Annotated in this window: 16 protein-coding genes, 2 tRNA genes and 2 pseudogenes; 9 read left to right on the top strand and 11 right to left on the bottom strand. The window is 38.1% G+C overall.

Annotated features, from left to right (window positions below):
- Positions 1-17 precede the first annotated feature (17 nt).
- From J5X92_RS19325 to J5X92_RS19315, 3 genes are read left to right on the top strand one after another with little or no spacing between them, the layout of a single operon-like run.
- Entirely contained in the window at positions 18-1,601 is a 1,584-nt protein-coding gene (locus J5X92_RS19325; protein ID WP_008305452.1) for an AMP-binding protein, read from the top strand.
- A 19-nt stretch (positions 1,602-1,620) separates the two neighbouring features.
- Positions 1,621-3,057, top strand: a complete 1,437-nt coding sequence (locus J5X92_RS19320) for a coniferyl aldehyde dehydrogenase (RefSeq protein WP_008305450.1) — start codon at positions 1,621-1,623, stop codon at positions 3,055-3,057.
- Positions 3,058-3,088: 31 nt separating this feature from the next.
- Positions 3,089-4,693, top strand: a complete 1,605-nt coding sequence (locus J5X92_RS19315) for a choline dehydrogenase (protein WP_008305448.1) — start codon at positions 3,089-3,091, stop codon at positions 4,691-4,693.
- A 106-nt stretch (positions 4,694-4,799) separates the two neighbouring features.
- Here J5X92_RS19315 and J5X92_RS19310 read toward each other — a convergent pair whose 3' ends face one another.
- From J5X92_RS19310 to J5X92_RS19270, 9 genes are all read right to left on the bottom strand, one after another.
- A complete protein-coding gene (locus J5X92_RS19310; protein WP_008305447.1) occupies positions 4,800-5,576 on the bottom strand; it encodes an alpha/beta hydrolase in 777 nt (258 codons plus the stop codon).
- 25 nt (positions 5,577-5,601) lie between these two features.
- Complete coding sequence (locus J5X92_RS19305; RefSeq protein ID WP_015068507.1) at positions 5,602-6,894, bottom strand: BatD family protein; 1,293 nt, start codon at positions 6,892-6,894, stop codon at positions 5,602-5,604.
- Positions 6,887-8,518 (bottom strand): VWA domain-containing protein, encoded by a 1,632-nt coding sequence (locus J5X92_RS19300; RefSeq protein ID WP_008305443.1) that lies wholly within the window; start codon positions 8,516-8,518, stop codon positions 6,887-6,889. Before J5X92_RS19300 ends, J5X92_RS19305 begins: the two co-directional genes overlap by 8 nt.
- Positions 8,508-9,494, bottom strand: coding sequence for a VWA domain-containing protein (locus tag J5X92_RS19295; RefSeq protein WP_008305441.1), 987 nt, complete (start codon positions 9,492-9,494; stop codon positions 8,508-8,510). The genes J5X92_RS19300 and J5X92_RS19295 overlap by 11 nt, the downstream gene beginning before the upstream one ends.
- A gap of 4 nt (positions 9,495-9,498) precedes the next feature.
- Complete coding sequence (locus J5X92_RS19290; RefSeq protein WP_008305440.1) at positions 9,499-10,065, bottom strand: DUF4381 domain-containing protein; 567 nt, start codon at positions 10,063-10,065, stop codon at positions 9,499-9,501.
- A complete protein-coding gene (locus J5X92_RS19285) occupies positions 10,065-10,997 on the bottom strand; it encodes a DUF58 domain-containing protein (protein ID WP_008305438.1) in 933 nt (310 codons plus the stop codon). Before J5X92_RS19285 ends, J5X92_RS19290 begins: the two co-directional genes overlap by 1 nt.
- Positions 10,998-11,006: 9 nt before the next feature.
- Positions 11,007-11,978 (bottom strand): MoxR family ATPase, encoded by a 972-nt coding sequence (locus tag J5X92_RS19280; protein WP_008305436.1) that lies wholly within the window; start codon positions 11,976-11,978, stop codon positions 11,007-11,009.
- A gap of 158 nt (positions 11,979-12,136) precedes the next feature.
- A complete protein-coding gene (locus J5X92_RS19275) occupies positions 12,137-13,726 on the bottom strand; it encodes an arylsulfatase (protein WP_041702934.1) in 1,590 nt (529 codons plus the stop codon).
- Positions 13,727-13,768: 42 nt separating this feature from the next.
- Positions 13,769-14,872 (bottom strand): ISAs1-like element ISAma3 family transposase, encoded by a 1,104-nt coding sequence (locus tag J5X92_RS19270; RefSeq protein WP_015068504.1) that lies wholly within the window; start codon positions 14,870-14,872, stop codon positions 13,769-13,771.
- 435 nt (positions 14,873-15,307) lie between these two features.
- Between J5X92_RS19270 and J5X92_RS21470 the strand changes: the two genes are divergently transcribed.
- The 4 genes from J5X92_RS21470 (at position 15,308) to J5X92_RS19250 (ending at position 24,333) form a co-directional block, all read left to right on the top strand.
- Positions 15,308-18,010, top strand: a complete 2,703-nt coding sequence (locus J5X92_RS21470) for a LuxR C-terminal-related transcriptional regulator (RefSeq protein ID WP_024017276.1) — start codon at positions 15,308-15,310, stop codon at positions 18,008-18,010.
- A gap of 278 nt (positions 18,011-18,288) precedes the next feature.
- A complete protein-coding gene (locus J5X92_RS19260; protein WP_208806325.1) occupies positions 18,289-20,718 on the top strand; it encodes a TonB-dependent receptor in 2,430 nt (809 codons plus the stop codon).
- 101 nt (positions 20,719-20,819) lie between these two features.
- Positions 20,820-21,845: an MBL fold metallo-hydrolase gene (locus J5X92_RS19255; RefSeq protein WP_024017274.1), complete on the top strand. Its 1,026-nt coding sequence runs from the start codon at positions 20,820-20,822 to the stop codon at positions 21,843-21,845.
- 199 nt (positions 21,846-22,044) lie between these two features.
- Entirely contained in the window at positions 22,045-24,333 is a 2,289-nt protein-coding gene (locus J5X92_RS19250; protein ID WP_148289003.1) for a multiheme c-type cytochrome, read from the top strand.
- 401 nt (positions 24,334-24,734) lie between these two features.
- Here the strand turns inward: J5X92_RS19250 and J5X92_RS19245 are convergent.
- Positions 24,735-24,810, bottom strand: a tRNA-Val gene (locus J5X92_RS19245).
- Positions 24,811-24,965: 155 nt separating this feature from the next.
- Positions 24,966-25,041, bottom strand: a tRNA-Val gene (locus J5X92_RS19240).
- 258 nt (positions 25,042-25,299) lie between these two features.
- Between J5X92_RS19240 and J5X92_RS19235 the strand changes: the two are divergent.
- A pseudogene (locus J5X92_RS19235) lies at positions 25,300-25,647 on the top strand (glutamate--tRNA ligase family protein); the annotation flags it as partial.
- Positions 25,647-25,820: pseudogene (locus tag J5X92_RS19230) on the top strand (glucokinase); the annotation flags it as partial. The pseudogenes J5X92_RS19235 and J5X92_RS19230, both read left to right, overlap by 1 nt.

The raw sequence follows: 25,820 nt of genomic DNA, 5'->3' as shown, positions 1-25,820 counted from the left end.
TATTAAGAGAGTTAGAGATGAAAGTTAATTTTAGCAGCCAATTCCAAAGTATTGTTGATAAATGGGGAGACTTGGAAGCAATAGTTAACGTAGAACGTGACCGCCGTTTTACTTATCGAGAATTTCATTTAGTAACTAATAAAATAGTGAACATGCTTTCGACGACGTTTGGCATGGAAAGAAATGATCGCTTTGTTAATATTTTAGATAACGACAACATGGCGTTATTTCATTTCCCTACTATTTTTAAATCACATTTTACTGGGGCTTTTACTAACTCACGCGATGCTATTGCTGAGCATGAATGGCAAATAGAATATTCTAAACCTAAAGTTGTATTTATAGAGAATATGCACTTAGCAACGCACTTAGAAATGCTAATTGGGCATGGCATTAAAGTGGTTTGTATGGATCCAATTCCTTCTGAGTTTGAAGGTAATGACAACCTGTTTTATTTATGGGATCTGTTAGCGCAGGTATCTGATGAAAATCCAAATATGGAGATTGATGATAGAGAGCATCAATCTATCATTCGTTTTACAGGTGGTACGACAGGTAAAGGTAAGCCAGCGGTGTATTGTGCTGATAATTGGCTAGGTTTACGCGATACTTTGTATGCGTTAGATGAAGCTTGCTTTGATACCAATACTAGAATGCAACATATTGCGCCAATTAGTCATGGTAGTGGTATGTTCTTAGTGCCTACATTCTTTAGTGGTGGTTGTAACATTACTTTAAATGAACCTGATTTGGTGAAATATTGTCAAACCATTGAGACAGAAAAATCAACTCACGCTTTTCTTGTACCAACTATACTTTATCGTATGCTTGAGATCCCAGAAGTGCAAGATGTTGACTTTTCAACCATGCAAAATATGTATTATGGCGCTGCGCCGATGAGCCCTGCAAAACTAAAACTGTTACAGAAAAAATTCGGTAATATTTTTATTCAGGCTTATGGCTCAACTGAGCATTTTGCTATCGCGCTTTCATTAAGTAAATCTGATCATTTATGTGAAAATGGTGACGATAAGCACTTGTCTTCAGCAGGTCGTGTAACTGCTGGTGTTGAAGTTGAAATTATGGACGATGATGGCGAGCCCGTAAAAAGAGGAGAAATAGGTGAGTTTTGGCTACGCTCTCGTGGTGTTTGTTTAGGCTACTTAGACAACCCTGAAAAAACAGCAGAAGAGTTTTATGACGGCTATTGGAAATCAGGTGATATGGGCTATAAAGATGAAAATGGCTATATTTACTTAGTAGATCGTAAAAAAGATATGATCATTTCTGGTGGCTTCAATATTTATGCCACTGAAGTTGAAGCGGCAATTAATGCTCATAACGCAATTTTTATGTCAGCAGTTGTTGGCATTCCTCATGAAGAATGGGGTGAGGCTGTTCATGCCGAGGTTATGCTAAGAGAAGGTGAACAGGTGTCAGAGCAAGAGCTAATTGCTTTTGTTAAAGAGTCATTAGGTAGTTATAAGTCACCAAAATCAATAGTAATTGTTGACCAATTACCACTTACTGTCGTTGGTAAGGTGTTAAGGAAAGATGTACGTAAAAAGTATTGGGAAAACTCAGACAGAGCCGTTGGCTAAGGTTTAGGGGAGAGATATTATGTCAGCCCAAGAGCAAGTGGTAGTTGAAGATCAAGCTTGTGAATTTGCATTGCAGCTGAAAAAACAGCAGCAAGCTTATTTAGCAAATCCTATGCCTTCAGCAGATGAGCGTATTGCACGATTAAAGCGTTTAAGGAAGTCTTTATTAGCCCACCAAGATGAGTTGATTGAGTCACTAAATAAAGACTTTGGTCGCCGAAGCCCTGAAGAAACTTTGTTGTTAGATGTTTTACCTAACATTAATAACATTGATTACTGCGTTAAGCGCCTTAAAAAGTGGATGAAAACTGAAACTCGCCATACGGACTTATTAGTGCGACCTGCAAAGGTTGAATTAATGTATCAACCAGTTGGTGTAGTTGGCATTATTGGTGCGTGGAATGGCCCTATAATTGTTACTTTTGGTCCCTTGGTTACCGCGCTTGCTGCCGGCAACTCTGCCATGATAAAAATGTCTGAGTTCAACCCTGAAACTAACAAAGTCGCTAAGAAAATTATTGCCGAAGCGTTTGATGATTCACTAGTGTCAATTTTTGATGGAGAAGCAGAGGCATCTGCTCGCTTTTCTGCATTACCGTTTAACCATTTAATGTTTACTGGCTCAACAGCAGTAGGTCGCCATGTTATGCGCGCAGCTTCTGCAAACTTAGTACCGGTAACTTTAGAGTTAGGTGGTAAGTGTCCAGTGATTGTTTGTCCAGATATGGACATTGACGATGCTGTAAGTCGATTTATCTATGGTAAATGTGCTAATTCAGGTCAAATTTGTTTATCACCAGATTATATATTATGTCCTGAAGGTAAAGAGCAAGCTGTAGTAGATGCATACTGTAAGCGTTTCAAAGAGATGTTTCCTGCGTTTAGCTCTACAACAGATCATTCAAGTGTTCACTCTGAACGTCATTTTCAACGTTTACAAGAAATACTATCTGATGCCAAAGCCAAAGGAGCAACAGTAATATCTGCTAACGGTCAGGAACCAGATCCAAAAACTCGTATGATGCCGACGCATTTAGTGTTGAATGCTACTGAAGATATGATTGTGATGCAGGAAGAAATTTTTGGTCCAATTTTACCAATTAAAGGCTATAAATCAGTAGAAGAAGCTGTTAGTTATATTAATCAAGGTGGTCGTCCGCTTGGTCTTTATATCATGAGCTTTGATAAAACTACACAAGACTACATTTTAAATCATACACATTCGGGTGGTGTGAGTATTAATGAAGTTGTCTCACATGCACTTTGTGACGATGTACCTTTTGGCGGTGTTGGTGATTCTGGTATTGGTCACTATCACGGTCATGAAGGTTTTAAAGCGATGAGCAAGGCGAAAACAGTGCTGAAACGTGGCAAATTTTATCCTGGAAAATTCACTGCGCCGCCGTACGATAAAGGCTTTTTGCGTCCTATTTTAAAATGGTTACTTCGTCAGTAAATCATCAACACTATTACAACAGGAATTAAAGATGTTTGATTATATTGTTATTGGTGGCGGTTCAGCTGGGGGCGTGTTAGCACATCGCTTATCAACCGATCCGAACAATAAAGTATGTTTGTTAGAAGCTGGTGGTGCTGGTAACAATAAGTTGGTTTCAACGCCAGGTGCTTTTGCTGCACTTATTCAAGACTTTAAAATAAATACCATCAACTGGCGTTATAATACATTGGCGGATAAGTCGATGAATAATCGCACACAATACCAACCACGCGGCAAAATGCTAGGTGGCTCTAGTGGTATTAACGGCATGGTGTACATTCGTGGTTGTAAGGAAGATTACGATCATTGGGAAAGCCTGGGCAACAAAGGCTGGGCTTATGATGATGTACTACCTTACTTTAAAAAAGCAGAAAACAATGAACGTGGTGAAAATAAGTACCACGGTGTTGGTGGTCCGCTAGAAGTTAGTAATGGTGATGAAAGTTTTGATGTTTATAATGGCTTTATAAAGTCAGGCCTTGAAAAAGGCTATAAAATGAATGAAGACTTTAATGGCGATTATCAAGAAGGTATTGGCTATTATCAATTTACGGTGAAAGATGGCAAACGCGCTGGCGTTAAAGCTTGTTATATAGATCCTGCAATGGAGCGCAGTAACTTAACCGTTGAAACAGGTGCTCAGGTTCAACGTATATTATTTGAAGGCAAACGAGCGGTCGGTGTTGAATATATGCAAGACGGTAAATTGGTTACCGTAAAAGCTGCAAAAGAAGTATTAGTTTGTGGCGGTACTTTTAATTCTCCGCAAATGTTGATGCTATCAGGCATAGGTCCTAAAGCAGAACTGGAAGAAAAAGGCATCGAAGTTATTCATGACTTACCAGGTGTTGGCAAAAATTTACATGATCATCCTGACGTTATTTTAGTGGTGAAAAGTAAGAAGAAGTCAGGTATAGCACTTAATCTCGTGGGAACAATTAAATCAACCATCGCTCTGTTTAAATATGCGTTAGCAGGTAAAGGGTGGTTAGCTAGTCCACCAACTGCGGCAGGTGGCTTTATTAAAACTTCACCAGAAAAAGAACGTCCAGATGCGCAATTACACGTTGTGCCGTTAGCTTACCGTGATCATTGTCGTGATTATAAAATCATGACCAAATGGGGGTATAGTGTAATTATTAATACATCAAATCCTAAAAGTCGTGGCGAGTTAACATTAAAAGACAGTAACCCGATGACTCCTCCTAACATTAAGTTAAATTTGTTATCACATCCTGATGATATGAAAGACTTAAGAGAAGGGGTGAAGCGTTTGCTTGATATACTTAATAGTGACGGCTTTAACGAGCATCGTGATTGTTTATTAAAGCCTGATGTACCGCTCAATACAGATCAAGAAATTGAAGAATACCTAAGAAGAGAAGCTTCTCACGCCTATCACCCTGTTGGCTCATGCAAAATGGGTAATGATGATATGGCTGTTGTTGATGAGCGATTACGTGTACACGGTTTAGAAGGTATTCGTGTTGTTGATGCGTCTGTTATGCCGACGGTAACCTCAGGTAATACCAACGCACCTACTATTATGATCGGTGAAAAAGCAGCAGATATGATTTTAGAAGATAACGCTTAAAACCGTGAGTTTGCTTGAACCAGCTGATTGAGAAAGCCCTATAGTTACTTTAATGAGCTATAGGGCTTTTATATTGAGTTCGTTTTAATGTCTTCGTCTTCTTGAGTTAAGAAAGATCATTAATAAAATCATCTATTGCTAATAGTACTTGTTTCGTGTGGGTCTTATGGGGCATATGACCACAGCTTTGAATAATATTCAGTTGAGCTTGACCTGTGGATTGTTCAACTATATAGCTTGGAAAAGCGACAGAGCCATATTCATCTTTTTCACCATGTAATGCTAGTACTGGACAAGTAATTTTGCTTGCTACTGTTAGTTGCCAAGTGCGAAACTCAGGGTTTAGCCAAACTTCTGTCCATGCATCTATTACCCATCGCGTTTTATCACCATGCCACTTAACTAGTTTCTCGAAATGCTGAGGTTGTTGAAAGACAGATTTTGCCTGCTCAATACCGCTAATTGTAAGATCTTCAACAAATGCTTGTGCGGCAATGGTTATAATTGATAAACATTCCTTATCTTGTGCGGCAATGTTAATAGCCATTGCACCACCAACACTATGACCAAGTACTAAATATTCTGTTAAACCTAATTTAGCCTTGATTTGAGGAAAGTAAACTAAGCCTTCTTCTTCTATAAAGTTAAGAGATGGTAATTGCTCTCTAGCGTCTGAACTCCCAAAACCAAGTCTGTCGTAGGCAATAACCTGTCTAGATAATTTAGTTGCTAGTTGAAGAGGGAAGTCTTTCCATTGATTTACTGAACCAAGTGAATCGTGTAATAGCACAATAGGCGCTTTATTTTCTATAGATTCTGGTGTCCATATTTTTACGAAAACTTTGCCGCTATTTAAATCGATGTATTGCGTTGTTATGTTCATGATCTTTATTACTTCAGTAGATAGATCAACCCTTAGGGTTAATGTTTGGTGTTTTAGGTTTTGTTATTACTTTACTATTTTTATTTAACGCCTTGAGATAGCTTTTTGAGAGCCGATCAGTTTGTTTATCTGAAGATACTGGCGAAAAAACGCTTTCAAATAATGAACTAGTTGCCGAATTTTCTTCTCTGCTGAGTTCCTTAGTTAATAGATTTATGTTGTTAGACTTAGTAACAGTGTCTAAGTAAATATAAGCCCATTTTATAAAGCTTTTGTGGTCATTGCTTTTTATCGCTTGTTTTAGCTGAGCTTTGATCTTTTTTGTTCGGTGTTTATCTTGATTTGAATTATTAGTTCTTTTTCTAATAAAAACTAAATAACCAATAAGTAAGCATAGAGCACATAATAGGTAAAAAAATATGGTTAGGTTTTTAGTTATATACAACTGAAACTGTTGCCCAACAGTAAGTGAGCCGATGGCTATTGGTTGTGAATCAAGTTGTGCATGTTTAAGGGTTTGAGCGTTATTGTCCCACCAAGCAAGTTTGATTTTTGGAATAACCACTTTTCCTTGCTGCTCAACGATATAAGTGAACTTTTGAATGCGCGTTGCAAGCTTGTTGCCTCGGTTGTTGTTGTCGATAAGCTCTGGTGTCGATAAGTAATGAGGTAAACCATGAATGGTATTGTGGTTTATTTCAGGTAGCATCATGGCAAGTAAGCCGTCTGCTTCAATGGTGATAGTGCGAGTGACAGCATCACCAGGCAATAACTGTGTTAAATCTTTATCCCAAGCTTGTTTAATAGCCAAGTGATTAGCTGCCCACCATTGGCTGTTTTCATCAAGACTATTTTGCAATTGCTTTGGTACTAAGGCGCTGAAGACTATAGGGTTAGTTAGTATGATTCCTTCAATATCACCTTGACCAATAACATGAATTTTCATGCTAACTTCAAATTCAGGAACCATATAGTTAGTTGCTTGTTGCGGAAATATCGAAAACTCTTTTTCATGCACCGTCCACCGTTTACCATTGAGGTGTTCGCTACTATTTAGGCCAAAATTACTGCGCTGGATAACAATGGCGTTATCAATTTCTGGCAAAGTGAATGTTACCGACCCTTTAAACCAAGTGGATGTTGCAATTCGCAGTTTTATCGTTACTTCTTGACCAACTATCACAGGTCTATCGTTTACAACTTCAATAGATACTTGTAGCTCATTTTGTCTGATTAAATCGTCAATAGTTGTTGCTGCATGTGCTAATGAATAAGGTAGCAGTAGCAAAAAAAGAGCAAGTAATTTAGCTTTACTCATTGCTACTCCCTAATAGTTTTTGCTTATTCACTTGTATTTGCAGTTTGTTTGCTAAAAATTTACTCGGATTTTTTTGTAGATTTTCCATCCACATTTTGGCAAGTTGCTCATTCTTTAGTATTTGTTCTGCACTGTATTGCTGAACTTCTTGCTTACGTTGATTCGTTTTTATTTGTTTACCTTTTGCCTGTTTAAATTGATCACTTGTTTCATCATCTGAACGTTCATTTTGCTCTTGTTTTTGATGTTCAGATAACGACTCTCGAGCTTTAATTATTTTTTGCACAGCCGCTAAGTTTTCAATGATTGCTTGGTTATTAGGGAAAACGGCAAGTAACGATTGATAAATAGACTCAGCAGCATAGTATTTTTCTGCATGAGCGTAGGCGTTTGCTAAACGTAATTTGGCATCATTGCTATCTATTCTTGAAAAGTATTCTATTGCGAGGTCAAAGTCTTCGTTTAGGTAATAAGAGGTGGCCTTCCACATCGTATTTTCGAATCGCTCAGCAGCGGTTTTATAATCTTTCAAATAAAAATATAGTTGTCCTTGTTGGTTAGGAGTTAACCAAAAATTAGCAAAGCTGTTTTCAGCAGCTTGGCCTTGAGTACTTGGTAGTGATAAGCAAAGTACAACAATAAAACTTGACCAGCGAATCGTCCAGCCTCGTCTAAACCACAGTAAATAAAGTAACATTGCGGGAAAAACAAGCCAATAACCGCTATCAACCCAAGGGATATGTTTGTCATTTATTGGGTTATAAAAGCTTTTGATTCTACTGACTAGTTGGTGAATGTCTTGTTTATTAATTGTTGCCGACAGATAAAAACCGTCTATTTCATCTGAAATGCGACTAAGCTTTTGATTGTTTAATGAAGGAAGCGTTAAACCTTTTGCGCTAAGCTCTTCATTCGTAGAGCCGATGCCGTAAATTAACATTTGATAGCGGTGTTGTTCAGAAAAGCGTGTTAATGCCTGTTGGCTTTGTTCGGTGATGTCATCGGTTATAAGTAAAACGGTAACGGGTGTATCGTCGCTGATGGTTGCTTGTTTTATTAAAGTTAACGCATTAGCTACAGACTTTCCTTGCTGAGGCATTATTTTGGTTGTAACAGCTGACAAGTAGTTTCTTAATATATTGTGATCGTTTGTTAACGGTAATATTGAGTGAGCACTGCCTGAATAGACAATTAAGCTGGTATAACCTTCAGGGCGTTCAGCGAGAAGATCTGATACTTTTTGTTTAGCTCGCTCAAGTCTAGAAGGCTGAATGTCAACACTATTCATGGAGTTACTGGTATCAAGCAATATGAATAGAGCAGAGCTGTCTTGTAGAAAAGGAGAAGGCTGGCGTTGCCAACTTGGGCCCATTAAAATCACGGTAATTAGCAGCATTACAACCCATGCAACAATTGAGGGAGATATTTTTCTGATACTTCCAGCTTCTGCTGTTAGTTCTTGATAAATGTGCTGAGCAAAAACCTTTTTAGCTTGCTGGTCTTCATTTTTCTTCGAGTTTTTGTTCGATAACAATAACCAGAGTATCGGGATCAACAATGCCCACCATGGCCTTAAAAAGTGAAAGTTTTGTAGTAGTTGCGAGTAAGCCAGGTCACTGATCATAGGGCACCTTAACTTTTATTCTTGAACGTATATACACTACCATACATAAATTCATAATAACTAAGGTAATCAAAGGGATATGATGCATACTTTGTTTAGGGCGAAATGATATAGAGTCATATGTTTGCGGTTCAAGTTGGGCAATATTTAGGTAAGCTTGACTAAGTTGGCTGGTGTCCATCGCATGATAAAAATTTCCACCAGTTAGCTCAGCGATGCGCTTTAAGGTTTTACTATCGAGTTTTCGCTCGCCAATCGTTGCTGGGTCGCCAAGCGCAATTGTATATATTTTAACGCCGTAGCTAGCAGCTATTTTTGCAGCGTCTATTGGTGGTACTTTGCTGCCTGCATCATTACCATCGGTCAGTAAAATAAGTACTCGGTTTTTTGTTTCACTTTCTTCAAAGTGCTTAATTGCAATACCTATGGCGTCACCAATTACCGTACTTTGGCCCGCCATTGCAATTTCAGTTTCATTGAGTAAAGTTAACCAAGTTGCATGGTCTTCACTAAAAGGCATTTGAAGGTAGGCTGCAGAGCCAAATACAATTAAACCTAAACGATCGTTTTTACGCTCCATAGCAAGAGATTTTAGCACTGACTTAACCATGGTTAGTCGGTCAACTGTATTATCACTTGCCACTTTAAAGTCAGTTGTTGCCATTGACCCTGAAGCATCAACAGCAACCATTAGATCTCTTGCTGATTTTGTTTGTACTATTGGATCTTGCAACCATTGAGGTTTTGCAGCAGCTAATACAAAAAGCAACCAAGAAATGATCAAAACAGACTTTTGTAACCGGCTTGGCTGTTGTGTTTTTGCCCCTAGCTTGGCTTTATCACCTGATATTTCGATGAGCTTATTGAAAAATGGTACTTTAACCATTTGATTTTGTTGTAGGTATTCTGGAAGAAAGCGTAGCAACAGAGGTAACGGTAGAAGAAGAAATAGCCAAGGGAATACAAATTCAAGCATTAGGTTACTTGCTCTTAACTAAGTTTAATAAGCTAAAAGGTTTTATGACGGGATTCACTCCTTCGTAAGGATGCTGCTGGATCCAAAGTTTGGTTTGTTCTATTAATGAGTGCCACTGTTTCTCTGTGCACGCTTCTTTTGGTACTTGGTATAGGTTATCACCTAATAGTTGGTGGGCATTACTATCAAATACTTGTTTTTTATTATGAGTATTTAAAAAATTAAACCAATCTTTTCCTGTTTGTCGCGCAATAATTTCACGAGGGAAAATATAAAGAGCAGTTCCTTTTATTAGCTCTGCTAGTTGATATAGTCGCGCTTGTTCGGTTAACGAAGAGTTTGCTAGTTCAGCTAAAGCCAATAGTGCACTTTTTCGATAGTGGTTATTAATTTGATAAATTAATTTTTGAATAATAAAGATTATTAACCAAGTAATAAATATTATTGCAAGGTAGCTCCACCCTGGGGCAAAAGGTAAAATTGGTAAGGTTTCTGGCATTGGAGCCTCATTAAAGTTGGTCAATGCTAAATTGCCAAAACTTTGATTGATTGTTGATGAGGCATCTAACATTAAGCTGCCCCTAGGTGTTTACGAACTTGTCCAGCAACGTTAAATTCTGTTGAAAAAGACAATAATGGAATATTGTGTTTAGCAAACGTTGTTTGCATGTTAGACAACTTCTGTTCGGTATAGTGATTAAACTTTTCTGTTAGACCTTTTTTATTAGCTGACAGTTGTAATTGGTATTCGCCATCTCCTAACACTAGGTTTTCTAGCGGGCGAATATCATGCTCTAGTTGGTCATAAACGTAACAGGCGATAATGTCGTTGTGCTGAGTTAGTTTTGCAAGGCTCGGTATTATTGATGCCTGCGGGTCAATAAAATCTGAAATAACTATTAGCAAGTAATCGTGAGTAATAAACTTTTCAGCTTTTTTGAGTAAGCCAGCCATTGAAATGGGCTTGTTGGTTTGGGCACTGTTACTGTTTATTATTTGATTAAACTTAACTATTAATGCTAAATACTGTTGAAACTTTGTATGACTTCTAGTTGGTTCACATTCAATGTAACGTTGATCTGACAATATAATAAAGCCAACACGATCACCTTCATCTAATGCCTTCCATGCAATTAACGCACTAAGTTCAGCTGCTAAAACTGACTTCATTTTCCATTGGCTGCCAAAGTGCATATTTGAACGTTGATCGACAATGATCATGACAGGTCGGTCTTTTTCTTCACAATAAAGGCGCACATAGGGCTTGCCCATACGATTAGTGACACGCCAGTCAACATTTCTTATATCGTCTCCTGGGCGATAATCTCTTAACTCGGAGAAGTCCAAACCTCTTCCCCTAATGGTAGAGCGTTTACGACCCATTAATTTACTTTTTAATGGTTGATTAGATAAAAAGCTAAAGCCATGAGCGTCGTGTTTTAAACGCATAAGTTGTTTTAGCGTTATTTGTATGCGTTCATCAATTGCTTTAACTGTTTTCATTGGCTTGGTTTATACGACAGCGACTTGCTTAATTATTTCGTTAATAACATCGTCAGAAGTTATTCCGTCAGCTTGCGCTTCATAACTTAGGTTTATTCGATGTCTGAGGACGTCACAAACTACTTGTCTAACATCATCGGGATCTACATAGTCTTTTTCATTTAAGAATGCTTGTGCTCGTGAACACCTGTCTAAAATGATACTAGCGCGAGGACTAGCGCCAACTGCTATCCAGTTTTTTAAATTGCTATTTGGGTAGCGTTCTGGTTTACGAGTCGCCATCACTATTGCGACAATGTACTTTTCTACCGCTTCACTCATGTGTATGTTTAATACTTGTTGACGAGCATCAAAAACAACACTTTGTTGTATTTTGATAGGCGCTTGTTGTTTGTTACCTTCTTCTGAGCGCACTAAACGAATTATTGATAATTCTTGTTCATCATCAGGGTAGTCGATTTGAATTTTTAGCGCGAAACGATCGATTTGTGCTTCAGGAAGAGGGTAGGTACCTTCTTGCTCTATTGGATTCTGTGTGGCCAATACCATAAATAGATCAGGTAATTGATAGCTTTTCCCCATCACAGTAACTTGTCTTTCTTCCATTGCTTCAAGCAATGCCGCTTGTACTTTTGCAGGAGCTCTATTGATTTCGTCGGCTAGAACTAATTGATTGAATATAGGCCCTTCTTTAAAGGAGAGATCAGTTTTACCATCGATATCTTGGAACATTTCTGTGCCTGTAACGTCTGATGGTAACAAGTCGGGCGTAAATTGAATACGCCCCAACTTAGCTTCAAGCACTTTAGCCAAGGTGCGAATAGAGCGGGTTTTAGCGGTACCAGGTAATCCTTCAAGCAGTACGTTGCCGTTGGTCAGCAATGCAATTATTAAGGCATTAACGAGCTTTTCTTGCCCTAAAATTGACTGGTTTACTTCTGACTGAAGCGCTTTAATTTGAGCTAATATGTTTTCGGCCATATTTATTCTTTATTGGTAATGGTGTTATTAGTTTATTTGTAATGCCAAAAGTGTGTATAAATACATGGTTTTTAATGAATTACATAACTAAGCTTTTATTTTAGTGTAGAACGAAAAAGCAAGAGCTGTATTAACTCTTGCTTTTTTTTTTGTGATTTTTATTTATATGTCACGTTTTCCCAAATTTTCATTTTTTCAACAACCGTTGAAAAGGTAAAGTCGGCTGGTGCTTGTGATGGCGGGAATTCTTTAAATGTTTGTAAGAATTTTATTACTTCTGTTGCCGCAGGAGCAACAGTAAATAAGTGATCTACCGACCATCTATCATAGCCTCCCGCATTTATTGGTGCTTCTTCATATGGATCTTGGCGTAAATTTAAAATTAAAGGTAGACGGCGTGCCACTAAAGGACAAGCCCATACTTCCCAACCCTTACATTTTTGCTCTAAGAATAATAATTTCCAGTCGCCCATTCTAATTGCAGCAACTTTGCCGCCATCGGTTGCATAAATAAAGTTTTTACGAGGCCAGTTTGTATTATCGTCAGCAGTAGTATTTTTACCTTCAATTAGTTGTGGCAATATGTTGTAACCGTCTAAATGAATTTTATATTGACGACCGTTAAATATTGCCCCTTTCTTTAACTGTTCTTTAATATTTGTATTACCTACCGCAGCCATAACCGTTGGTAACCAGTCATTATGAGCGGTTAGTTCGTTAACTATCTGACCTGATTTTATTTTATTTGGCCAACGAACCATGGCAGGTGCTCTAAAGCCACCTTCCCAAGTGGTATTTTTTTCGCCACGGAAGCGCACTGTGCCCCCATCAGGCCAAGAAAACTTTTCTGCGCCATTATCCGTTGTGTAAATAACGATTGTATTGCCACTGATGCCTAGCTCATCGAGCTTATCGAGTAATTGTCCTACGTGACGATCATGCTCTACCAAGCCGTCGCCATATAGGCCGCCACGTTTAGAGATACCTTTAACATCATCTTTTAAATGTGTCCAAATATGCATTCGAGTTGCATTAAACCATGCAAAAAATGGCTTTTTAGCTTTGTGCGCTTTTTCCATAAACTTTATGGTGGCTGCTAAAAACTCTTCGTCGGCTGTTTCCATACGCTTTTTGGTTAATGGACCTGAGTCTTCAATACGTCCATCAGCAAATGAATGAATAACGCCGCGAGGGCTAAAACGCTTCTTCATTTCCGCAGTCATGAATCGGTTATAGTCTTCATGTTCAGGCTCTTCTTCGGCATTTAAGTGATACAGGTTGCCATAAAATTCGTCAAAACCATGGTTTGTAGGTAAATGACTGTCTTGATCGCCAAAATGATTTTTACCAAACTGGGCGGTCATGTAACCTAGAGGCTTTAATAAACCTGCTAATGTAACATCATCTTCACGAGCGCCTTCTTTAGCACCAGGTAAGCCAACTTTGGTTAAGCCTGTACGCATTGGATGTTGGCCATGAATAAATGCAGAGCGACCAGCAGTACAAGAGTTTTCTGCGTAGTAATCAGTAAATATTGCGCCTTCTTTAGCAATACGGTCAATATTTGGTGTCCAGTGACCTGCTTGTCCCATGGTATAGGCGCTTAAGTTATCCATGCCTATATCATCTCCCCATATCGCTAATACATTAGGGCGTGAAGGATCTTCTGTTGCATGTACAGGAGTCGTTAAACAGAGTAACAAAGCACTGCTAGCAAGTATTTTTAATGATGTAATAATTTTCAAAATAATTGTCCGTTAATACAGGGCAAAATCATACTTGAATGAAATTTAAGCAAACAAGAGTTTTTCCCTGACTTCATCAGACCACGCCGCCTGCTTCAGCTTACCTTTCATACTGTCTTTAATAGGACTCAAGCGTGCTAAATTCATTGCAAAGCGGCGGAAGGTTGCCATATTTTCGGGCGCATCGCCGCGTCTGATTCGGGAGTCGTCCTCTCGATACGTCATATCCAGTACCCAATGTGATGCATTTTCTATCGACCAATGGCTGCGAATGGCTTTTGCAATTTGAGGTAAGTTAACCTCCAAGGAACTGATGTAATAAGCGGTCTCACTCGTTTCCTTATCTTTAAGGTAGCGTTTTCGGGTGACTTCAATGACCGACTTAATATTCGTCCAGCCTTGGCTTTGCGTCAACCAAGGCGTAATGGGGAGCTGAACGTAGGTACGCTCCTCGATGCGTCCATGACCATCATTGGTTAAGGTTAAACTGTTTGTCTTGATATCTTGTGGAGTATCACGCCGTGTCTTGTGGAAGTAAGCCGCTATTTCCGTTGCAAGTTTACCTTGGTTATTCTTGACTTGCAGAACATAGTCGCCGCCTTTTGCATTAATGGCTTTAGCGACCTTCTTCAGACAATGCATGGCATCGGCAGTGACAATACTGCCTTTTAACTCCAGTAATTCAATCAATTCCAGTACCGTCGACACTTCATTTTTCTTACCCTTCGATTTACATTGTGCGAGGACTAAACCTTGTTCCACCGCGTAGGCCGACACGCTGTGAAGGGCGGTTTTCCTATCACCATCGAATGAATGGCGAAGCGTTTTACCATCAAACGCAATCACGGGCTGCCCTTGGTCTTCACGGATTTCATTCACCCAGCTAATGAAGCACGTTAGCAAGGCGTTGGGCTCTAGCGAGCTGATAATACGGGCAATAGTATCGTCGACGGGTACACCCTCTTTAAAGGCCCTGAACTTACGCAACCAATCCAGTTTGCTGTCCCCAAATTGCTTAATGTCTTTCCATCCTTCAGCACCAGAAAGAATGGCCACCACGGTGAGAAAAATCACATCAAGTAGGTCATGCTTCTTATTGATATGAGAGCGTTTATCTTCAAGTGACTCAAAATGGGTAATAAATGACATCTGTGCTAGCCTAAAAAGCTAGATTTGATCACAGATGCGCTAGTTAACGCAAGTCAGAGTATGATCTTGCCCTGTCCGTTAATAGAGCAAAAGTTTATTCAATAGTTTGAATATGCTTGTTTTTATGAATTTTATTTAAACTACATTTATAATATTTCTATCAAGCTAAAAAGCGTATTAATAGCCGATTAAAACTATCCTAGTTTTTAACTATAGATGTTTTGATTAGGGCATGCTGGTTTTAACAAGCAAAAAAATGGTCTGTGCGGGCTATATCTAGTAAACATAAAATACTCGTTAGAAAATTACTTTATACTATGTTTCTGTTCATTAAAAAAAGAACTACAATGTATAATAATATCAATAATGTAGGGCTAGCATATGCGTATTACTTTGACGCATCTACATTACTAATTATGAATAATAGGGCGCTTTGTGCAAATTTCTGCAGCTAAATTTACTCCTAAAGTAATTACCAAACATTTAATAGAGCAGACAGAATTAGTTCAGCATTTAACTGCAAAACCGTTACGTAATGTAGCGATAGTGCAAGGGCTTGCTGGTTATGGTAAAACAACCTTACTTTTACAATACCTTGCTTGGTTACAAGCAAAAAAAGCCCGCACAATTTGGATTAATTTAGAAAAAGCTGACAATGATATATCACGTTTATTGCAAGTGGTTAGTGAAGCTAGTAATGCATCAGTATCGGGCTCGAGTAAAGTAGCTACAAAAGAAAACCCACATAATACTGACGACTTAAATGTATTGTTGTCGGCTATTGCTGATAATGAACAGCCTTTTTATCTTTTTCTTGATAATTTTGACGTAATAACAGAACCGTCAACGTTAAGTATTTTAAGTGACGCCCTTAATCATTTAAAAAGTCATCAGCAAATTATTATTGCTTCTCGCACTGCGCCAAAGCTTGCTTTGTCAAAATTGAAAATAGCAGATAACTTAATAGAGGTTTCAACATCGGAGCTAAAATTTAGCTTTGAGCAAACTAAAGTATATTTTTCTCGTTTTGGTGATATTCAACTAAATGAAGAACAAATATGCAAATTATATGAATTAACCGATGGCTGGCCTGCAGCATTAAAGCTGTCTACTTTTTTGATCAAACAACCAGAGCAACTTAGTCAACTGACGGTAGACGGAAAAGTTACCAGTGAGCTGTTTGATGATTATTTAATTGAAAACATTTTTAACCACAAATCTGCTGAACAACAAGAGTTTTTAGTAAAGACATCAATTCTGTCAGAGTTTAATTTGCCACTTTGCCAGCATTTATTAGCTGACACTTTTTCCGCTGGAAGAGCAGCGACAATGCTAAATGAAGATCTTGAAGAGTCGATATTGATTGAGTCAACCAATCAACAACAATCTTGGTTAAGTTATCACCAATTGTTTGCAAGCTTTTTAATTAAACTATTAAAACGAGATTATGCAGAACAGGTAGAGCCATTGCACGTTAAAGCGGCAAAGTGGTTTAAAGAAAATAACAGGCCAAGATTAGCAATAGAGCATGCTATAGCTGGTAATGCCAATGAACTTGCCGCTCAAATGATGGATGACTTTGCTCTACCTATGTTAAGAAAAGCGCAGTTTAATACATTAGCTGATTGGACAAATAGCATTTCTTCTGAGTTATTAAATCAACATATTAATTTGTATTTAGCAAAAACATGGGCTGATTTATTTTATAAACGCACATTATTGGTTGAGAAGGATATTTCTCAAATTAGTGAGTGGCAAAAGGCTAATAAGTTAACTAAAGAGCAGCAGCGTATTTTTACGTCTTTAAAAATATCGTTTAGCATAATGTCTGACAATAATGATGAGACGCTAAACGTAGTACAAGCATTGTTGGCTGATAATCAACCTAGTAACCATTCATTGGTTAGAATTGGTTTTTATAATATTCAAGCGTACATCCATTTAAGCCAAGCAAAATTTGAAGATGCAAGAATTGATGGTATGAATGCGTTGGCGTTAACGCAATTTATGGGTAAAAACAAATCATCAGATAATGTTTTTTTTACCGTAACTTATGCTCATGCCGTTCAAGCTTTTGCTCTATTATTGCAAGGAAAACTTAAAAGAGCACTCGCAGTAGCTGAGCAAGGGCTTAGAGATTTTTATCAGCAAGACTTTATTGAGTCAGCAAATGCTTATGGCGTACTTCCAGCGTATACAAGTTTACTATATGAAACGAATAAGTTAGATGACTGCGAAACTATTCTTACAAGAAACCTCTCGTTAATTAGGCAGTTTGCGTTACCAGAATGGTTAGCAGTAAGTTATTTATGCTTGGCGCGAATTCATTTGGCAAAAAATAATACTAATGATGCTATTAAAGTAATTGAGACACTTGAACAGATAGGTTATTCCGATCATTTACCTCGACTTTCGGCTATTGCGCGGTGGGAGCTGGTGAGGATCCACCTTAATAATGGTGAGGTCATATTAGCAAACGACATTGCTGAACGTATTAGTAGCGAAAATTTAGTGGTTAAAAAAGCGCAGTGCTCAATCGCTGCAGACAATGAGGCTGATACTATTACCAGCATTCGACTTTTGTTAGCAAACCAGCAATACAAGAAAGCGTTAAAGCAAATAGCTGATGCAATCGAGCAGTCGCAACCTAATCGCCATTATCGCATATTAAAATTAGAAGTTTTAAAAGTAGTTGCGTTAAAGCAGAGCAATGAACATAGACAAGCATTAAGGCTGCTAACTAAATTAGTAGCTCAAGGCCAAAATGAAGGGTTTGTTCGGACGTTTGTTGATGAAGGCGAAGTGATTAGCGAGCTATTAAAAGAGTTATACCAAACCTTAGATGACTATAACTCTAAACTAGCACTTTATATAGCATCTTTATTAGCCGCTTTTGGTATTGAAGCTAACGCGGCGCAATACGAAGAAGTAAATAATAGGCTAATTGAACCACTTACCAAGCGAGAAGAAGAGTTATTGCACCTCATTAATAAAGGCCATACTAATAGCAAAATTAGTGCGTTACTAAGCTTGTCAGAAAGTACAGTTAAGTGGCATTTAAGCAATTTATTTTCAAAATTAGGGGTTAAAAGAAGAAATCAAGCTACCTCAAAAGCACGAGAACTTGGTTTATTATAAATTTATTTTTGCTTAATTTGACGTCTTTTTACCTACTTGATAAAGCATTGAACGATTCTAAAGAAACTTATCAAAGCCCCAAATGTATAACGGTCTAGCTTGAATGTCGTTTTGGATATGAGCCTACAAAACTTAGTTACTTTTCTATCAAATTTTAAAACGTTAGCTATATTTAAGACAATTAAATAGCAGAATATGACCTGAATTTCGCATAAAGGACTCTACTATTGATAAAAGATAACAATAAATTTAAGTGAAATTAACAATCGGGGAAAGTTATGAGAACCAACAATGTTTTTGTAAAAAGTCGCTTAGCGGCGGCTATCGGGGTTTCATTCTTATTTTCAGGCAGCTTGTACGCAGAAGAAGCTGCTGGTGAGCAGGCTGAAAAAGCCAAAGAGAAATCTGGCTTAGAAGTCATCCAAGTAACAGCTCGTAAAAGAGTAGAGTCAGTTCAAACAGTACCTTCAAGTGTTAACGCGGTAACAGGCGAACATATGGAAGGCATGGGCGTACACAGTGTTAACGACCTTACTAAGTTTGTTCCAGGTCTTGAACAGCCACAACTAGCTAACCATTCACGTTTATCACTTCGTGGTGTTTCATCAGGTGATAACCAGTCATTTGAACAGTCTGTAGGAACATATGTAGACGGTGTATACCGTGGTCGTATGAATCAACAGCGTTCAGGTTTCTTCGATATGGAGCGTGTGGAAGTGTTAAAGGGCCCACAAGTGTCACTTTACGGTAACAGTTCAGTTGGTGGTGCATTAAGCATGGCAACTAAACGACCTGAAATTGGTGATGAACTAAATGGTAACTTTACCGTTAAATATGAAACAGAATATGAAGAGTCACAAATTTTAGGCGGTGTAAATATACCAGTAACAGACGAATTTGCTGTTCGCGTTGCGGGTAAATGGCGTGACCAAAGTGGTGGCGCTGCATATAACCGTTATACAGGTGAAGTAGAAAATTCTTATGAAGACTCTGCATTTCGTGTCAGTGCGGTATGGGAGCCGAGTGATGAATGGAGTATTTACCTTCGTCATGAACAAGCAGATTTTGAAAAACATGGTGAAACGTTAGCTATTTATGCGCATGTAAACCCTGATTTTACACCAAACCCTAATTCGCCATTAGCTCCGTTTGGTATTGGCACAGGTGATTTAAATACGGGTAATGACGATAGTATTTTTAACAATGGCCCGTCAGGTAACTATAACGACAGTGATGAAACCATGTTGGAAGTTGTGTGGAGTATCAATGATGATATGACACTAACGTCAATTACTGCTGACAGTAATTATGATTATTATCATACGCTTGATATTGATATGACACCGGCAAACTTTATGTCATCAAATACACCTGAAGATTACAGTCAGTTTTCTCAAGAATTGCGTTTAGATACTGAAATAAACGACCAATTAAACATTATGGCAGGCCTTTATTATCAAGATGCAGATTTTAATACAGGTTTTGATGTTGATTTTTATATGCCGCATGTAAGTAATTTAATTGGTAGCCCATTAGAGTTTGGTTCATTTTCTCGTTCAAACTATTTAAGGCAGAATACTGAACAGCAAGCGATATTTACGCAATTTGACTACAATCCAACAGATAAATTGAGTTTAACGCTTGGTGTTCGTTATACCGATATTACTAAAACTGCAACACAAGGTTTAAGATTACTTGATATTGATGGTTCTACGTACGATGAAGCGCCATACCCTGAAGGTCACCCATTTGCTGGTTTAACGCCTGCATTGTTTAGTTATTGGGGGGTTTTAAAGTCTGTGGGTGCTCCGCATGAATTTCAAGATATGGTACGCGAAGAAGATCACTTAATGTTACAAGCAAGTGCTAGTTATCATTTCTCTGATGACTTTATGGGTTATGTAAATTACGCCGATGGTGCTAAAGCGGGTGGTTTTGATACGCTTTATGAAGGCCCAGTTACAGCGAGCCCTCTTGGCACATCACCTGGACCTTCAGCGGGTACGCCAGAAGATACTGAATTTGAAGATGAAAGTGTATCAGCGTGGGAAGTAGGCTTTAAGTCAGACTGGGAAACAGTTCGCTTGAATGTTGCAGCCTTTTATGGTGTTTACGACAACCTACAAACGTCGATTTTTAATGGTTCTATTGGATTTAACGTAGGTAATGCAGGTAAATCAATTCAAAAAGGTGTTGACGTAGAGTTTATCTGGCAAGCAACAGATGATCTAAAAATTACTGCAAATGCGGAATACTTAGATTTTTACTACGATGAATTCCAAGGTGCAGCGTGTAGCTTAACTGAAGTTTATAGAGGTGAGCAGGGCGCAGATGGTAAGTGTGACTGGTCAGGTGATAGCCTTGCTTGGGTACCTGAGTTTACTGCGGTTGTAGCTGCGGAGCATATTGCAGAAGTGTTTGGTGATTATGAATTAGTTAATATGTTAAGTGTTAGCTATAAGTCTAAACATACGGTCGACTCAAGTAATGAAGTAAACCTTACTCAGGATGGCTACGCTTTAGTTGACTATCGCGTCACACTAACACCAGCAGACAGTAATTGGCATGCTGCATTTACTGTAAACAACTTGTTAGATGAAGACTATGAAGTTTACCTAACTAAGATCCCATTAATTGCAGGTGCATATTCTAATGGTGTTCATCAAAGTAAACGTCGTATTAACTTTGAAGTAGGTTTTAACTTCTAAATTAAACTCGAATAACTGCTCGCAAGTTAAGGCGAAAGTAAGGTGACATTGTTACCTTACTATCGCCTTTTTTTCGCTCGTCTATTTTTGGTAAGTATAAAATGTTAAAGAATTTCAAAGAAAAAGCCCCTGAACCTCAACACCTGTTGCATGTAGGTAATAACTTATATTGGCTGCGCATTAGTATGCCATTTGCACTTGATCATATAAATATTTGGCTAATAGAAGAAGCTGATGGTTGGGTGGTAATTGATACTGGCCCGAATACATCAAAAGCCAAAGAGCAGTGGCTTGCGGTAATAAATAACCAGTTAAAAGGTAAACCAATCACTCGCATTATTTGTACTCATGGTCACCCTGATCATATTGGCTTAGTGGGCTGGCTACTTGAAGAGCTAGAGCACAAGCCTAGTTTTAGTATTTCAATGCCTGATTACAAATATTATCAAATGTTATTTTCTTGTGAGCCAAGTGTACCAAGAGATCAGCTCAATGAGTTTTATACTGGATACGGTGAAGGACAAAAACAAGTAAAGGCTTATTTTAGGAATATTGATACCTTTCGCAGTATTATTTACCCTGTAGACTCACCTTGTCAGGTATTACAAGATGAGCAAATAGTTACTTTAGGTAATCATCAATGGCGAATAGTGATGGGCTATGGCCATGCGTCTGAGCATGCATGTTTTTATTGTCAGGAATTAGATATTCTTATTGCTGGTGATCAAATATTACCGAGTATCACGCCAAATATCAGTATTTGGCCTGACGCGCCTGATGCTAACCCTATGCAATTATATTTTGATTCAGCACAGCACATATCAACAGTGATTACAGATGAAACCTTGATTTTGCCAGCACATGGTTTAGCTTTTTATGGTGGTGTTAGCCGATTAAATAAAATAGTTTATGGGCATAAAGAAAAGCTTGAACAGCTTTATCTGCATTGTAAAGAACCCAAACAAGTTAATGAAACTTATCAAGTGTTATTTAACTGTGAAGTTGACTCAGGTAATGACTTATTTGCATTTGGTGAAGCATTAGCTAGTTTGCAAATATTGGTTAAAGCGGGTCGCTTAAAAGTGACTCTTAATGAGCAAGGTGTAAAGTTATTCCAACAAGCTTAGGCTAAGTTGTGTAGAATTAATAATTTATAGATTGATAAGCTTTGCTTTGTATATGGTTAGCATTACAACCATGTAGTTAATCACATTATTTGTGTATCGGGTGTTTAAGAGCACTGGGCAATAAATTTATTTTATCTTGCGTAATAGCTAAAAAGCTTCTTTAAGTTTTGTTTTAATTTATTAATTTTAAGGGATAACTTTGCTAATTCGGTTTAAAACATCAATGGTTTTAATTTGGTGTTTCTTTGTCTTTTCATTATTTGTTAGTTTTAAAAGTGAAGCTAACAAAGACTTAAGCTGTGCTTCTTGTCATCAAACTCAAACACTAGCTTGGAAAAGCTCACACCATTTTCACTCTATGGCTGAAGTATCATCGGACTCTAATTTGGGAGATTTTACTTTAGGCAAGGTTAAGCTAAACGATGAAGAAATAAAGCTACTGATTCAAGACGACAAGTATTTAATAACTATGCCTGGAGTAGATGGAAGCCCAGTAACTAAAGAGTTACTTTATACTTTTGGTTATTACCCGCTACAACAATATATGTTTAGTGATGGAGCAGGAAAGTATCAATTTATTCCTTACGCTTGGGACAGTCGCTCAAAAGCTGAAGGTGGACAAAGGTGGTTTAACCTTTATCCTGAACTTAATGCTGAAGATGAATTTCATTGGACGCAAATGGGGCAAAACTGGAATCAAAACTGCGCCGATTGCCACAGTACAAACTTTAAGAAAGGCTTTGATTTAGAAACACTTTCATATCAGTCGAGTTATGACATCATTAATGTTAGTTGTTCCGCTTGTCATCAGGGAAGTGAGCAACATTTAACGTGGGTAAAAAATCCTGATAGTAAAATAAAAAATCCTGACAGTAATAAAAATAAATTTGGCTTTAGCCAAGATATTTCAACAAAAGTACCCGCATTTGCTACTAATGACTTAGGTAAGCTATTTCCAACAACGCGAGTGAAAAAAACACAGCAAGTGGAAGTATGTGCTCAGTGTCATAGCCGAAGATCACAACTGTCAGATCACACTGAATCAGTGCCATATCATCAGCAATATCAATCGTCATTAGTAAATACGCCTTTATATTACCCTGACGGGCAAATTTTTGATGAAGTATATGTATATGGTTCGTTCAAGCAAAGTAAAATGTATCAAAATGGTGTTACTTGTACTAATTGCCATGATCCGCATACTTTAAAGCTTAAACATGAAGGTAACGCCACCTGTACCCAATGTCATAGTGCAGAGCAGTACGATATTAGATCACATCACCAACACCTTGCTAATTCAGCTGGTTCACAATGTGTTAATTGCCATATGCCTGAAACCACTTATATGGAAGTTGATGATCGTCGTGACCATTCGTTTAAAGTTCCGCGTCCTGATTTAAGTGTCACGCTTGGTGTGCCAAATGCTTGCCAGTCTTGTCATAGTGATATAGCCAATGACCAACATGCCAAACAGTTAACAAAGTGGTTTCCTAATTCAACATATCAGAAAGAAAAAGGCTACGCTCATGCCTTTGCTTTAGCTGATAGCGGCGACTTTACCGCTATACCTGCATTAATGGCTATTGCCAATGTCCCGACAAACCCTGAACTTATTAGGGCTTCGGCTGTTTCACGTATATTTGGTGCTAGAAATAATAGAGAACTTATTGGCTTTATTAGTAAGCAGCTTAATAGTAGCGATATTATGTTGGTACTCGCTGCGATTAGAGCATCAGGGCAATTAAGTTTAATCAATCGCTCACTAAAGCTTATCCCTTTACTTACACATCAAGAAAAGCCTGTCAGAATGGCGGCAGGGCGCCAGTTGGTGGAAAACCTGGCTGATCCGACATTTGTTGGAGAAAAACGGCAACAGTTAGAAAAAGCGGTTGCAGAATACATTGAAGGACAATTGTATCAAGCTGATAGAGCGACCGCCCACGTAAATATTGGACAAGTGTATGCTTTGAAAAGAGACTTTAAACAAGCTGAAGAAGCTTTATTAACTGCGATAAAAGTAGAAGATATTTTTATGCCTGCTTATGTTTATTTAGCTGAAGTTTATCGACAACAAGGCGATGAATTCAAAGTAGAAAAAATACTAAAACAAGGGCTAGAAGTTAATAATAAAGCCGCAGATTTATATTTTCAGTTAGCGCTTTCTAAAGTGCGCCAAAAGAATAAACAAGCAGCTTTACCATTGTTTGATAAAGCGGTAGCTAATGAGGCTAGAAATCCTAGATATTTATATACTAGGGCCGTTTTATTACAAGAAAACCAGCAACTTCAAGCAGCTAAAGCTGATTATGGTTTAGCACATCAAATAGTGCCTAACAATCCAGATTATCTTTACGGGTTAGTGAGTGTTTTAATTTCGCTTAAATCGTTTGATGAAGCGTTACATTACGCTTATCAGCTTAATCAATTAGTACCTAATAATCAGCAAGTACAGCAGTTGATTCAGTTTATTAGGTATTCAAATCGCTAAAGGTATAAATAGTTTTTAATTAGTACATAAGAATAAGCTATAACTTTCGAGCAATAGCTTTTTACCTTCTAATAAGAGTTTACTCTAGTTCAGCTTGTCGTATTCAAGAAAATATAGGTATTGTCATACCGCACTTGTTGCCGTATCTCCTGAACGTAATGATGCTTTTAACGTACTTTTCGGGAGATTCCCGATAAAAACATTCGGGAATGACAGTTAGCTGAATTGAACAGTTTGTCTTTAGTTTTTATTAAATATTACGCGAAAACAATAAAGTGGTGGACGATACTGAGCTTGAACAAGTGACTTGGTGCGGGTTGTAAAGAGTAGAAGGTGCTCGCACCGCTTTTAACTGCGTACAGCAAATAACTATGGATAAAATAGATAAAAATAAAAGTAAGTGGTGGACGATACTGGGCTTGAACCAGTGACCCCCGCCTTGTAAGGGCGGTGCTCTCCCAACTGAGCTAATCGTCCAATCATTTTCAGAGACATTTTGCTAAAAGCAGAAGTGGTGGACGATACTGGGCTTTATCCAGTGACTTGGTGCGGGCTTGTAAAGAGCAGAAGGTGTTTTCCCTTATTTTCTTTAGCTACGCAAGTCTTTTGTCTACCTAACACTTAAAACAAAGTGGTGGACGATACTGGGCTTTAACCAGTGACCCCCGCCTTGTAAGGGCGGTGCTCTCCCAACTGAGCTAATCGTCCGTCTCTGTGGTGGCGTATTATAGGTGGATGATTAAAACTGTCAACAAAAACAAGTGCTTTTTTTCATGTTTTTTCAGCATATTTTAATTGATTGCTCTAATTTTCAACACCCTGTTTATTTAGTGAACTTTTTAGCGGAATCTTCAGGGGTAAATAGTGTTTTATCAAACGTTGCCTGATAGAATAGCGCCAATTTTTTATTCAACTAAAATATTAGCGAAATAAAACGCTAATTTAATAGTGTACGGTGATTACTTTATGAGTCTAACAACGCGATTTGCGCCAAGCCCAACAGGGTATCTACATGTAGGCGGTGCTCGTACAGCGCTTTATAGCTGGTTATATGCAAAGAAAAATAATGGTGAATTTATTCTACGAATAGAAGACACAGATTTAGAGCGTTCAACGCAAGAGTCTGTTGACGCGATTATGGATGGCATGAATTGGTTAAATTTAGAGTGGACACAAGGGCCGTTTTTTCAAACTAAACGTTTTGATCGCTATAAAGAAGTTATTGCTCAGTTAATAGAATCGGGTAATGCTTACCGTTGTTATTGTACGCCTGAAGAAGTGGAAGCGATGCGTGAAGAAGCGCGCGCAAAAGGGGTATCGCTAATCGTTTTCCTGAGTTTATAAAAAATAGTGACTTCAGAGCCCGTTTCGAAGCTAAAGGCCAAATGAAGCACTACGTAAAAGACATTCCCACCTATTTGATAGCAGAACCTGACCATGGCCTTCTTGGCGCAGCTGCTTATCTAAATCAAAATACAGCGAGCTAA

This window comes from Alteromonas sp. K632G (assembly GCF_017653625.1).
In the GTDB taxonomy this organism is placed as follows: domain Bacteria; phylum Pseudomonadota; class Gammaproteobacteria; order Enterobacterales; family Alteromonadaceae; genus Alteromonas; species Alteromonas naphthalenivorans.
This window is presented reverse-complemented; position numbering and strand designations above follow the sequence as displayed.